Genomic DNA, 13,242 nt, shown 5'->3' on the forward strand with positions numbered 1-13,242 from the left:
GCTGAGCAAGCTTTAAGCTGCCGCTTGCCGAAGCAGGAGAGAAGGGGCTGAGGCGAACAGGGTAGAGCGCTAAAATAAGCTATCTCCAACCCCAGCCCCGTTCTACGCTTGTAGAACGAGGCGGAGCTTGAAGATACCTGAAAATCTATGTAAGGCTGCGCCTGGCATGAGATTGGCAACAGCCCTTGGTCGCATTGACGATGAGCTACAACTTTTTGAAGGTGCACGTTACCTTGCCAAAGGTAAGTGTATCGCCATCATTAAGTGGCGTGGCCTTATCGGGTTCCAGGCGCTTACCATTAATGCGCGTCGAATTGGTACTATTTAGATCGGTAAGCGTATATGCGCTTCCGATATGTTCAAGCACCGCGTGCACGCGTGATATCGTATCAGCGCCACTCGTGCTGGCCAGATCTACCTCGGGATGCAGGCCGCCCAGATCATGGTCGTAGCGTCCAACAACTGCACGCTCGCCAGATAGTTGGACTTGCGTTCCATCCTGGAAGGAAAGGCTGCCCCAGGGCGTATTTGGATCAGAAGCAGACTTTGAGGCCGGGCGCGCCTGAATAGGCTTAGGTGGCGCTGGCTGTTGGGCAGGCGTCTGAACCTTGGGCTTATGGGGCTGGGACTGGGCCGGAGGCGTATAGTATTGCGTGGCCTCCTGAGAAGCCGACTGGGTTGCATCCTGAGCTGCCGATTGGGCCGCCTGGTTCGATGGAATGTAGTACTGCTTCTCCTGTCGCTTCGGCTCAGACTGAGCAGTCTGTGGCCTGGGCTCAGCCGGGACAATCGTAACCTTCGGCTGTGGCACAAACGGCGGGTCTTGTGTCTGCGGCGGAGTGTAGACGGGCGGCTCGGGCTTAGGCGGAGCCGGAGGTGGCGTATACACAGGTGTCTCAGGCCTGGGCGGCGGCGTATAGGTTGGCGCCGGTTGCGTCGGCGGTGGCGTATACGCGGGCGTCTGTTGGACCGGAGGCGTATAGGTTGGCGTCGCTGGTGGCGTATAGACCGGTGCAGACGGTGCCGGCGGAGTGTAGGCGGGCGGCTCGGGTGGTGCCGGAGGCGAATACACAATAGTTGGCGACGGCGGCGTAGACGGTTGGGCTGGTGTCTGCTGGGTTGTTGCCAGGGTCTGGTATGTCGAAGTTCCGCATTTTGGGCAGAACGAAGCATCGGGCTTTAGCTCAAAATGGCAATTGCTGCAATAGAGCTTGGCCGGCGCCAACGAGCGCCCACAGCCAGAGCAGAAAGTGTCTCCGGGCTCATATGGTGTGTTGCAGTTAGCGCAACGCAAGCGCGACGGTCCGGGTGGCAAGGCCGGCTGTGGCGGCATGGGCATTCCCTTAGGGGGAGGAATATAGGCAGGCGTGGGCGCGCTGGGTGGAGCACCCCACTGCTGTTGCATTTGGGGCAAAAGCTGATAAGGGACCGGGCCAGCCATAACGCCTGGCCGTTGCTGTCTTACCAGGCCATCAAGCATATTAAGGGCCTGATTCCCAAGGCTGGCCTGACGTACGGCTCCTACCCCTGCCGTTACGGCGAGTGGCCAGAGGATTGGTAATACGATTCCCACAGCTCCAACGGCGGCTTTATCCAACCATCTCTGCTGCCCAATCATCGCCAGTACTCCGCCAGCGGTGCGTTGTAACGTTACGGACAGAGCGGCCTGCAGGCCAAGAATTGCCTCAAAATCCCCACCCTTCCTCAGCTGCACGAGAATCTGATCTCTACTGCCAACCTTCTGGGCCTGATATCCCTGCGATATGTAGGCGTTTACCAGGTCATCTGCGAGTCGCTCGATATCTAGCTCTTCAGAGTTATAAAAGCGAGCATCCATCCAATTTCCTCCAACATGGCTCTAGTTTGGCTTTGTCTGGTTCTACTGGTGATTATTTCTTGGACATTTTGTTGTATATACGATATGCCCGAACTTTCAGCATACTGAATGCGAGGTATATATACTCAAATATGCCATCCTGCTTTATCTACGTTTATATACAGCTTAGGTTGGAGTGTATTATACACACTCCACAGAGTATACCATACTAGACGCACCATTAGCTCTCTCATACAATCAAGAGTAAGGCCTTCCAGCTCGCGTTGTTTGACCGCCTGACGGCGGCGAAGAGGAGAAGGGAAAATAGAGGCACAGCTGGGGATGTTACACATCCCGGCGAGCCCCCAGGATAGCCAGGGATGAAAAAATCTTCTCCCTGGCCAGGCCATCCTGTGATCTATGCAGTGTGTGCCTGCTACTTCGATTGTGCTTCAACGCGTGTGAGAAACGCCCGCATAGTAGCCATGTAGAGACTGCGCTCTTCTACATGGGCCAGATGGGCGCTCTGCTCAAATATAACCCATAACGAATCGACGATGCCGCGATGCAATACCTCGTTAATGAGTGGAGTTGATTCATCGTAGCGACCGGAGGTAATGAGGGTGGGGACGCGGATCTCGCCAAGACGATTGGTACGATCCCAGTCTTTGATAACGCCGATTACATGGAACTCGCTGGGTCCATTCATAATATAGTAGACCTGCCCGGTCTGCTCATTAGCGCGCTGTACATGCTCCGGTACTGGTTTGAGCCGTAGAACGTGGCGCTCATTGAAGACCTGGGCCGCTTGCTGATAGGCCGGATCATCGGTTGTGCCAGCTTGCTCATGCCGCAAAAGCGTGGCCTGGACGTCAGGGGGGAGATCCTGGCGTAAGCGATTGGCTTCGGCAACCCAGAGCGGGATGCTAGAAGTGCTGCTGGCTAAAGTCAGGCTGACAAGGCCCTGAGGCCGCTGAAGGGCATATTCGATGGAGAATAGCCCGCCGAAAGATTGGCCCCATAGATGTACTTTGTCAAGGCCGAGAGCCTGGCGAACAATGCCTATCTCCCCTACCGAGCGCTCGATGGTCCACAGGGCTGGATTATCAGGGCAGTCCGAGCGTCCGCAGCCCAGCTGATCATAGAAGATCACACGCCTGGATGCGGAGGCTAAATCAGCCATATCTTCTATATAATCATGGGGAACCCCCGGTCCGCCATGAACTGTCAAAATGGGGATCTGTTCCTGCTCAGCTCCCCCTCCAACGATTTGATACCAGACCCGATAGCCATCTCCTACAGGAATGAAGCCCTCTTGTTTGCGCAGTGAACTCACTATTTAGCCTCCTTGCCAGGCTGATCTGTAGCAAAAAGCGATGTAGAATGGATAAATTAGCATATTTTTCCCTACTAAAGTGGATACGCTCTTTCTAGTACCCAACAGTATGTTCATATATTCTACATCGTTCTGGCATGCCATGTCAGGTTTTCTCACATGCTTGCTATAACAGAGGTTGGTCAGGGCCAGGGCGCAGAGATGATTGGCTGGTGATGAGCTAGTAAGCAAGCTCCGGTGAACGCATAGTTCTGGCCTTATACTCCAATTGTGCCCTGGCTTGCTTCGGCGTGCGGGCGTTGATAGGTTCGCCAGAGCTGACGGAAACCGAGCCGCTGCCAGAATGGATTCGAAAGAGGGTTAGCAGGATTGAACCAGAGTATATAGCCGTCGAGCTTGAACGGGGCCAAAGATGTAAAGATGGCCTGAACCAGCAGGCGACCAATGCCCTGTCCACGCTGGTCTTTACGCACGCCAAGATTGTTGATATGGCCATAGCGTCCACAGGGCATAAAATCTGGCTCCTCGCCATCCTCCCAGATATATAACTCGTTTTCCGCCATCGCAACTAGCTCCCCATTCCGTTCAACCACAAGTACGAGAGGCGCCCCAGCTTCTAGCCGTTTCCCTGCCCACTGCAGCGCTAATCTATCGCGGAAGGCCTGGATGATCGCCGGACTGCAGCGCACGAAGGGCGTGAAGGGTTGATGAGCCTGTAACTCTTCTTCGAAGAGCTTTACCAGCACTTCTTCATCCTGGGGCTGGCTGAGACGTACGTGTAATCCTGGATATGCTCTGGGCTCGACGAGTGCCGCTGCCCGCGCTGGATGGTAGGCGAGTGCGCTGTCGAGAATAAAGCCCTGACCCAGGACTAACGCTTCGAACCAGCTTTCGCAGGCGGGCCAACGCAGCATATCACTACCCGTTCGCTGAGCTTGCCAGAAGGTACTTAAGGCAGAGAACAGGGCTTCGGTGACCGCGAGCACATCATCGTCGTCAGGGTCCGGCAAGGTCAGGCTATGCGTAATACCATTGCGCTCTGTAAAAAAGGCAAGTAAGCTATCATAGGACTCTAGCTCCCATAGGGCGGGATGAGCATAGGCGCGTACACGTCCCGCAGTATCGAGCGCTACGAGAGAGGTAGCGGCGTTTTGACAATGCTGGGCCAGCAGCGTGACTATTCTTTCGTAAGAACTAGCAGGCGTCAGTCGATAGTCAAGGGCATGAAAGCGCTGAGCCTGGGCCTGGTTTAAGGCAATGACTTCAGGTATATGCTTTGTGCTCATCGGCTTGATAGTGATAGGCGACCTGTTCACAACATTACCCCTTTACTTGCGTTTGCTTTCTTAACCTGGAAAATGGGACTTTACCAGGTACAGACTGATTAGTGAAGATACTCTCTATTTTCCACTTCTGTAGGTGAAAGTGTAGCTGCTTGCAGAGGGTTTTGCAAATATTACAGGTAATATATACTTCCTTCTTATTGAGCAGGAAAGCAAGCAAGAGAAAATTAAGTGGTAATTATGCGTAAGATGGGAGATGTAAGTTAATCTTCTCTGACATCCACATCAATGGCCAGATAGATATCAGGCGTGTCTTGACAGGATAATCCTGGCTGTGTTATCTTCTCTTTCCTCTTATTGTAAAAGATCTTATTGCACATTCTTGCCTTAAAAGGGGCAAGTAGTTTATTGTGGAGTAAAAGCTATGCCACACCCTGTAATCTTTCTTGATGATGGCGGCGTGATGAACGACAATATTCGCCGCGGTTTACGCTGGCAAGAGCTTGTTGGCGAGTTTTTCGCACCCTTGCTCGGCGGCCCGCCTGAAGCCTGGCAGAAGGCCAACCTCTTGACAAGCGAGGAGCTTTTTGAGCCGGCAAACTGGCAGAGGCGCCTTCAGGCCACCAGCGATTATGCCAGCTTTGATCGGCTGTTTCTGCATGACTGGCTAAAAAATATGTGCAGGTTTGTGGGCATAACTGCGCCGGCGACTGAAGACTGTATTGCCCTGGCGGAGCGGGCAACCCGCGCTATTCTTCCACGGGCCCATGCGGCCTTTCCCGGCGCCATAGAGGCGATCCGCACCCTATTTCAGCAGGGCTATACCCTCTATACCGCTTCGGGAGAGTCCTCTCGTGATCTGGCTGGCTATCTGCAAGGCATGGGAGTACGCGACTGCTTCGCGCCCCGCCTTTACGGGCCGGACCTCATCAACACATTTAAAGATGGTCCGGAATACTATAGGCGTATTTTCAGCGAAGTTGGGATCGCACCAGCGCGAGCCATTGTCGTAGATGACACTCCGCTCGTGATTCCCTGGGCCTGCCAGGCTGGAGCACGCACCGTCCTGGTGCGCAAGGCCTCCTCGGAAGTCTCGACCGACGCAACCTGGCAAATTGCTAGCCTGGCCGAACTGCCAGCCCTGCTGGCGCAACTGAATTGATGAGCCTACAATCTATTTATCGATGATTTTTCAATATTCATATGGAATACGCTGGCTCTTGTGCAATAGAATGGCTATACTTACTAGTAAGGGCGAAAGTTAGTGGACAGAAAGTCCTACCGGGTGCCATGTTGGCCTCATCAGGAAGAATAGCTAGCTAAGACTAAAGAGAAAAAGCCTGGGCAAGGAGGCGGTAATTCCATATGGATATTCACCTGGACGCATGCAAAATTGACGAGTTGATAGTACATATTCATGACCCGGTGTGGCAAGCACGAACGTTAACGATGGCCGAACATGCGACGCCACAGGAAAGTGCTGCCCTTTTATATGAGCTCATCGCGCGTGGAGATCCAGACCCTGAAAGGCGACCGGTACTGCATTTGTTGGCCCTGGCGTGCTGGCAACTGATGCCTGATGTTTCGAAAACGCTTAGCAAAACTGTGCAGCAGCGTGCGCGCATGCTTATACCACCCCGCAATATGGCGCAGGTAAAAGCCCTGGCCACCGCAGGCGCCCTGGCCATCAAACCCATCGAGCAATATCTGCTCCAGAAGCAAGGCAGCATCAGCAGCTCTGCCTGTGCATATTGCATTCGCGCGCTGGCCCTTGTTGGTAATGAGGCGGCCTTCCTGGCCCTTGAGGCCTATGTGCAAGCGATACCCCAGCCATTCCTAACCTATGATACCCACAATAGGCCCCTGGCCGAGCTGTTGCTGGCCAGAGCGAACTTTGAACAGGCCGAATACGGGCGGCGCGTGCTGGCTCCCTTGCTACGAACGACGCAAAGATTAGTCCTGGACAGAGATTATTCTCTGGTCGAGTTGCCGGCCCTGGATGCCTTGCAGCATGTCACCTTGCAAGGAACGTGTAAACCAGAAACGCTTCAACCCCTGACCGCCGCGCCCGGCTTAGGTGGCTTAACCGTCTCCTCTTCTTTCGAATTGAAGCATCTCAAGGGTATAGAATGCCTGCACCATCTGCAAGAAGTCTATCTTGATAGCTGTCCCCATCTGACCGACGTTAGCGCCCTGAGCCTGCTGCCCAATCTCAAGAAGTTGAGCATAACGCGGGTGAAATTGACGGCCCTCAAGGGCTTACAGGAGATAACCCAGATTGAGCAGCTCATGCTGCATCGCAGTAGCGAGACGCTAAATCTTGATCGTATCGCGCGCATGAGCAATATACGGGAATTATGTGTCTATGATTACTATGTGCTGAACGATCTAAGGGCCCTGTCCGCCCTAGCGAAGCTACGCGCCTTGACCCTCGATAAATGCCTTGATTTAGCCCAACTTGATGGACTGCAGGATTTGGCGCAACTGGAAACCTTGAACATCTATCATAACGGCAAGCTTAGCGACATCAGCGCCCTGCGGACCTTAAGCAGCTTGCGCACCCTACGTTTACGCCATTGCTCGCAAGTGCAGCACTTGAATGACTTGCGCGAACTGCACAGGCTGGAGGCCCTTGACGTGCATTATTGTAGCGCCCTGACCGATATTAGCGCCCTGGCATCTTTGACAAGCCTGCGCTCGCTTGATCTTTCTTTCTGCCCACAGCTGGAGCACTTGCGCGAATTGCACAAACTTGGCAGGCTGGAACGTCTTAACCTGCGCAACTGCCGAGCGCTCAAAGATATCGGAGCCCTGGCTGGTTTGCCTGTCAGTGAGCTTGACTTAAGAGATTGTAAGAACCTGCAGGACATAAGTATCTTAAAGACTCTGCAGCATTTAAAGACGCTCCATCTGCCTGCCAGCATAGCGCGAGAAGATGTGGAAGAGCTGGCTGCTATGCCACATATCAAGCAACTCTATCAGCAGTCAGCTACAACTTTTACTGCTCCCTCGTGATAGTATCCCGTACGGATCAGGAAAAGAAAGACTGGCCGCTGTCAGTCTTCTCGTTCTCCCGGATAGATTTGTCTCTATGTGCGGTAATGGCTAGGAAGGATAGCCGGCTAATTCAAGCCCACCATCAACAGTAATGATCTGACCGGTGATCCAGGTTGAGCGTGGATCGGCCAGCGTTACAATCCACGCTGCAACCTCTTCGGGGGTGCCGAGCTGCTTGAACGGAATGGCTTCGCGCTCTTTCTGGCGAATGTTCTCGACCTGTGCGCTTGAGAAGCCAGCCTTGACAAGTGCGCCGGTCTCGGTCGGACCAGGAGCTACGGCATTAACCCGAATGCCGTGCGGTGCGAGCTCGCGGGCCCAGCAACGCGTAAGATGGTCGAGGGCTGCCTTGCTCGCAGCATAAAAGGTAACGCCGGTAGTAGGCAGGTGGCCGACCACACTTGAGATATTAACGATGGCTCCCTTGCTGGCAATGAGCGCGGGCAAGGCGGCTTGATTGAGCCAGGTTGGGGCCAGCACATTTGTCTGTAATATGGAAGTAATTTGAGGAGTTGTAACAGTTTCAAGGGGCGTTGATACCGCTGCCACGGCATTATTGACCACCACATCGATGCGTCCCCAGCGTTCCAGCGCCTCCTGCACAATTCCGCCAATCTGCTCCTCCTGGCTAATATCTGCAACCCTACCTACAATGCGTTCCCGCCCCTTCGAAGCCTGCTCAATAGTTTCCTCATGACGCCCAACGATCAGCACATTGCCGCCAAGGTCGGCAAACTGCTGCGCAGCTGCCAGGCCAATGCCGGAACTGCCTCCCGTGATAATGATAGCTTTGCCCGAGAAATCTGCTTGCCCTATTGAATACATAGAACTAAACCTCTTCTAGCTAAAAAAATGTGAGTAGAGAAACCTCTTGTTAAAAGTTTAAAGCCTGTCATTGTGTCAATGTCAAGGGGTAAGCTTAGCTTTGCTTCAAGGTCATTTTTTCTGTTCGGGAGCCTTTAGAACCTGGATGGTATAGGCATCCTTATCCTGGAAAAAGTTGACAAGGAAGCGGCTATTGGGGGACCAGAGCAAACCCTCGGGGTACGAGCTTCTATCCCCAAAGGGCGTATTGCTGGCATCATAGGAGCCGGCCTGTTTGCCTGTAGACGCGTGCCAGAACTGAATTGTATGCTTTGTATCATTCATATAGTGGGCGGCAATATACTGACCGTCTGGTGACCAGGTGATGCTGCCCAGAGCCGCGTTAGAATCGCCATAGAGCCATTCGCATAGAAAGATGCGCTGCCCACTCTGACTATCTACCACCTCGATAGCGATATCTTCCTGGGCCAGCACAGCCAGGCGACTGCCCCCGGGCGACCAGGCGGCCATGGGGGGATAGCTATACCACACGTGGTAATCTTTCTGGAAAAGCGTATTGCCGTTGCGGGTATCCCAGACGCTAATGTGGCCGCTGTTGCGACCGGAAACTATATATTTGCCATCGGGAGACCAGCTTAACCAGAGATGGGAATGCTCGGAACTGGGCTGATAAGCCAGGTGAAGTTTCTTCTGGGTGACATCCCATATCTTGATAGATCCGCCATTGTGGGCAGCCGCGAGTTTCTGGCCATCGGGAGACCAGGCGAGATAAACGATAGAGCTACTTTTACTTGCCTCGTCCTTGGGAGCGCTGTATGTGGCAACAACCTTTTTTGCGCGCATACTCCAGACCTGAATATCAATATCATTACTCAAGGCTAGATGATCTCCATCGGGAGACCATGAGAGAGCCTGAGCGCCCAGTTCAGGCAGTTGGTAAGCATGGGATTGCTTTTTGCTGGTAGCTGGCTGCAGGATTTTGACTGTAGCATTCATCGCCAGGGCAAGCTTGTTTCCATCAGGAGACCAGGACATTTGATAGATGGGGGAAGCGAGCCTATGCTCCTGGACAAGATGCTTGAGCAATAAATTAGCATCATTAGCGTCATTGGAAAGGCTTTCTTTCCACCATTCAACGCCTTGCTCTAGAACTAGTCCGGCCACGCCGGCGAGCGCGATAGAGGCAATGCCCCGCTTCAAAAAGATTCTGCGCCCTTTTTGTTGCGGGTGGACCATTTGCATCTGCTGCTGAGCCAGCCCTGGTGCAGAGCCGGAGGGGGTATAGAGAGGAAGATCGCCCCGATCGAGCTGATCTAGAGGAGGCGGTGGCTGCTTTGGGTCCCAGATACGCTGATTGACGCCCCTGCGTTCTTGCTGAATCTCGCGTAACCTATCGGCGACCTGGGCAATACTTGCCGGACGCTTATCTACCTGTAACTCGACCATATGTGAGATAAGTTGCTCAAACGACTTGAGCGATGGGCCAGAAAGAGAAAGCGGCGTAAACTGCAAAGGTGCCTCGGTAGGATCGATGCCGCTGATCATCTGGTGCAGAATGACTCCCAGGCTGTAAATATCGGCCCGCGCATCAGTCTGGGCCCTCCCATACTGCTCAGGAGCAGCGTAGCCCGGCGAACCAAAGGGAATAGTATCACGGCTGCTTGCCCGTTTGAAATGGCGTGCAATGCCAAAATCGACAAGCGCGTAGGAGCTATCATCGCGGCGAATAATATTGCTGGGCTTGAGGTCGCGAAAGATCACCGGAGGCGTGCGGCTGTGTAAATAATGAAGGATGTCGCAGACCTGCAGTCCCATATGAAGCGCCTCATCTATCACGCTATCAGAAGCTGATAGGCTATGTTCGCGCTCAAGTAAGTAGTGTTCAAGGGTCTTGCCAGCGAAATAGTCCATAACGAGATACCAGTGCTCGCTATCCTCAAACGTATCGCGCAAGTGGGGAAGGCGAGGATAATCCAAGGCGGCAAGCATAACGCGTTCGCGATTAAAGGTTTCGGTTGCTTCAATAATTTGTTGCGTGCTAAGGCCGCTCAGCTTGATCTGCTTGATAGCTACAAGTTCGTGAGCATTGCTGATATCTTGGGCGCGGTAGACCACTCCGAAACCGCCACCGCCGATCTGTGCGAGCAGTCGGTAGCGTCCATGAAGCAGCGTTTCCTCGGAGGCCTCTTCTCCGGTCGTTAGCGGATGGTGGCAAACGAAGCAAGTTGTGTGCTCTTGATTATTTGCGGCCCCGCAAACAGAGCAGTATAACAGATGGCCTGGCATCTATTGCACATCCTTGTACATGTCATTTACTCCTCTTCTTTTCCGCTCTTATCTCTTATGTGGTGAGAGTTATGCAGAGACATCTGAGCTATCTCTCAGGCTACAAGCTCTCTAGTTTTTACTCATTGTCCACGGTGATCGCTGCATCCGGGTAAATTGTGTTCTGTCAAGTTGGAAGTGCAGGCGGCGCACTCCTCAATCTCTGCTTGGCAGACTCCCAGGTAAATCATATAACAGTGTACCATGAAAAGCGCCGCTTATTCCTGTGCAAATTCCTCAATGAGAACTGTGTCTCTCTCAAAGCGAGTTTGGGTCACGCTGGCACGGTAGCGAAACCTATAATGGAAGATATTGTATAGCAGTGAGCGAAATGCAGCTAATTTGTCGATAAAAGTTGCTGAGTGTGGCTAGAAAAAGAACCGAATGGAAGTTCGTGCGCGAGAGATAGTTGAAAAATTGAAAATCAATCACGTCCTTGAGCTCTCGGTGGGCGCAATCATAGACTGGGCACCAGTAAAGCTCAGCGCTGCCCGCTGTCGCGGAAGATGTGTAGGCGGCTGACGTGAATTGTTGCGTGCTACCCCAGGCTGGGAAGTTCTGGCTATCGAGCATCTGCGTATCGACTATGTGCCCATTCTCATAAAAAATCGCCTCAATGTACCCTCGGTTGCCATTGGGCTGGACCACAAATGAAATATAGACAGTGGGATGTGGAAGCTTAATTGAGCGCGTAGATGGGTTACTAATGACCAGAGGGCGATTGGCCAGCGTCGAGACGATAACAATGATCCCGATGAGCAATATGGCCAGGATAAGAATTGCTACCAGGAGTTGATGATCAGCAAGAAAATACTGAAGCGCGGACCAGGGCCCCGCGCTGTGCCGAGCTTGTGACGTGGACTGCGCATGCCCCTCAAGCTCGCACCAATCGGGAGCATAGCAATGCGGGCAGCGCGGCAGCTCATCGTAGATAGATGAGGGAAGAGGCTGCCCGGGATCGGCATGCCATTTTTTGCGCATGGCCTTGTCTTCAAAGATCGCATGGCAATGGCGGCAGTAGAGGAGCAAATAGTGCTCGCGGTATCCGGTACTACATTTTGGGCAAGCCACATCCTCCTGGGCCGTCTCATTCTCAACGGTCCAACTATGGTGGCAGCTGCGGCAACTAAACTGCGTTTGTTGCACCCCGGCGGGCCATTTAGTAATAATTACGTTGCGTGCCAAACCACGCAGCATGCCTCTTTTCAAGCGACGTACATCATCTGCCGAAAGCACATAAAACAGCGTATCCAATAGGAAGCGGACGGGTTGTCCATCTTGCAAATTATGGATAATGTAGCCTTTGTCCTCTGGCATGGAGGAGCTTCGGGCCGCTTGCTTTGCACTGGGCCGTGTGGGTGTAAACGCCCATGGATTGATGGTAGTGGTTGTCGCTTGCTTTTGCGTACGTTGCTGATCGAATGTCTGGCGTTGAGCTGGATTGCTCAGTACTTCGTAAGCAGCCTGCACAGCCATAAAGTGCTTGCTAGCAGTAGGGCTCTTATTGATGTCAGGATGGTAGCGCTTGGCAAGGCGGCGATACGCGCGCTTGATATCGATCTCGCTCGCCTCTGGCTCTATTCCCAATATCCGATAATAGTCGTTCTGTGGTTCCATCCTCATACCTCTACGTATATACGACATTCTATCGGATTGGTTCAAGTCCCTGAGCTCCAATTATCCTTGCTTTACAATAGCTTCCACCAATTGGGTATTGGAACGTGTCTTCTCGAAAAGATTGACAACCTGTTCTGAGCCGGATAAGCGCGGCAGATCTGCCATTTTGCGCCTTACGATGGCCATCGCGCGCAATTCATTTGGCGAGAGCAAACGCTCCTCTTGCCGCGTGCTGGATGCGCTGACATCGATGGCTGGAAAGACGCGTCGATCCGCCAGCTCACGCGAGAGACGCACTTCGAGATTGCCCGTCCCCTTAAACTCCTCGTAGACAACCTCATCGAGCCGGCTCCCAGTCTCGACCAGGCAACTGGCAATAATAGTCAGGCTGGAACCTTCTTCAAGCGCGCGTGCGGCACCAAAGACGCGTCGCCCTACTTCTAGAGCGTGCACATCCAGGCCTCCCGAGAGCGTACGACTTCCGTAGCCGCCGCGCTGGTTGCGGGGACCACTCCACATCTCGCTGCTCAAGTTATGCGCGCGGGCTAGCCTGGTCAGCGAATCAAGCAAAATGATGACATCGTGTCCCTGCTCGACTTCGCGCCTGGCGTCCTGTAAGGCACGTTCGACGATACGTCCATGTTTGCTTAAGTGCTGATCGAAGCTAGACGCATAGGTCTTTACATTTGGCCCCTGGACTTCCATGCGCCATTCGGTCACTTCTTCTGGACGCTCATCGACAAGGCAAAGAAATAGATGCGCTTCTGGATAGTTCTGCTGAATAGAAGCAGCTATCTGGCGTAGAATCGTCGTCTTGCCAGCCTTAGGAGGCGCAACGACAAGCGCCCGTTGGCCAAATCCCAGGGGTACGAACAGATCGATCAGGCGCGGTGCGATCGGAGTCGCTCCCGTTTCCAGGGTAATACGCCGATTTGGATGAATTGGTGTTAGCTTCTCAAAGGGAGTATGTGTTGAGGCCACTC

Annotated in this window: 9 protein-coding genes; 2 read left to right on the plus strand and 7 right to left on the minus strand. The window is 53.3% G+C overall.

The window, feature by feature from the left end:
• Window positions 1-205: 205 nt before the first annotated feature.
• From EPA93_RS36855 to EPA93_RS36865, 3 genes are all read right to left on the minus strand, one after another.
• Window positions 206-1,837, minus strand: coding sequence for an FHA domain-containing protein (locus EPA93_RS36855; protein WP_129892312.1), 1,632 nt, complete (start codon window positions 1,835-1,837; stop codon window positions 206-208).
• A 415-nt stretch (window positions 1,838-2,252) separates the two neighbouring features.
• The gene (locus EPA93_RS36860) at window positions 2,253-3,152 is read right to left on the minus strand and encodes a proline iminopeptidase-family hydrolase (protein ID WP_129892313.1); all 900 of its coding nucleotides are present in this window, start codon (window positions 3,150-3,152) and stop codon (window positions 2,253-2,255) included.
• A 257-nt stretch (window positions 3,153-3,409) separates the two neighbouring features.
• On the minus strand, window positions 3,410-4,468 hold the full coding sequence (locus EPA93_RS36865; RefSeq protein WP_129892314.1) for a GNAT family N-acetyltransferase: 1,059 nt from the start codon (window positions 4,466-4,468) through the stop codon (window positions 3,410-3,412).
• Window positions 4,469-4,859: 391 nt separating this feature from the next.
• Here EPA93_RS36865 and EPA93_RS36870 point away from each other — a divergent pair, with 391 nt between their 5' ends.
• Entirely contained in the window at window positions 4,860-5,597 is a 738-nt protein-coding gene (locus EPA93_RS36870; RefSeq protein WP_129892315.1) for an HAD family hydrolase, read from the plus strand.
• 203 nt (window positions 5,598-5,800) lie between these two features.
• Window positions 5,801-7,450, plus strand: a complete 1,650-nt coding sequence (locus tag EPA93_RS36875) for a leucine-rich repeat domain-containing protein (protein WP_129892316.1) — start codon at window positions 5,801-5,803, stop codon at window positions 7,448-7,450.
• Window positions 7,451-7,540: 90 nt separating this feature from the next.
• On the opposite strand, the gene EPA93_RS36880 is transcribed toward EPA93_RS36875, so the two are convergent.
• From EPA93_RS36880 to rho, 4 genes are all read right to left on the minus strand, one after another.
• A complete protein-coding gene (locus tag EPA93_RS36880; protein WP_129892317.1) occupies window positions 7,541-8,317 on the minus strand; it encodes an SDR family NAD(P)-dependent oxidoreductase in 777 nt (258 codons plus the stop codon).
• A gap of 111 nt (window positions 8,318-8,428) precedes the next feature.
• Complete coding sequence (locus EPA93_RS36885) at window positions 8,429-10,603, minus strand: WD40 repeat domain-containing serine/threonine protein kinase (protein WP_129892318.1); 2,175 nt, start codon at window positions 10,601-10,603, stop codon at window positions 8,429-8,431.
• Between the two features lie 336 nt (window positions 10,604-10,939).
• Entirely contained in the window at window positions 10,940-12,259 is a 1,320-nt protein-coding gene (locus EPA93_RS36890) for a J domain-containing protein (RefSeq protein ID WP_165423645.1), read from the minus strand.
• Window positions 12,260-12,319: 60 nt separating this feature from the next.
• Entirely contained in the window at window positions 12,320-13,240 is a 921-nt protein-coding gene (rho, locus tag EPA93_RS36895; RefSeq protein ID WP_129892320.1) for a transcription termination factor Rho, read from the minus strand.
• Window positions 13,241-13,242: the final 2 nt, after the last annotated feature.

The organism is Ktedonosporobacter rubrisoli (genome assembly GCF_004208415.1).
GTDB classification, from domain to species: domain Bacteria; phylum Chloroflexota; class Ktedonobacteria; order Ktedonobacterales; family Ktedonobacteraceae; genus Ktedonosporobacter; species Ktedonosporobacter rubrisoli.

Coding starts and splice junctions, on each gene's coding strand:
- EPA93_RS36855 (WP_129892312.1), bottom strand. CDS start 1,837: ATGGATGCTCGCTTTTATAACTCTGAAGAGCTAGATATCGAGCGACTC.
- EPA93_RS36870 (WP_129892315.1), top strand. CDS start 4,860: ATGCCACACCCTGTAATCTTTCTTGATGATGGCGGCGTGATGAACGAC.
- EPA93_RS36875 (WP_129892316.1), top strand. CDS start 5,801: ATGGATATTCACCTGGACGCATGCAAAATTGACGAGTTGATAGTACAT.
- EPA93_RS36885 (WP_129892318.1), bottom strand. CDS start 10,603: ATGCCAGGCCATCTGTTATACTGCTCTGTTTGCGGGGCCGCAAATAAT.
- EPA93_RS36890 (WP_165423645.1), bottom strand. CDS start 12,259: ATGGAACCACAGAACGACTATTATCGGATATTGGGAATAGAGCCAGAG.
- EPA93_RS36880 (WP_129892317.1), bottom strand. CDS start 8,317: ATGTATTCAATAGGGCAAGCAGATTTCTCGGGCAAAGCTATCATTATC.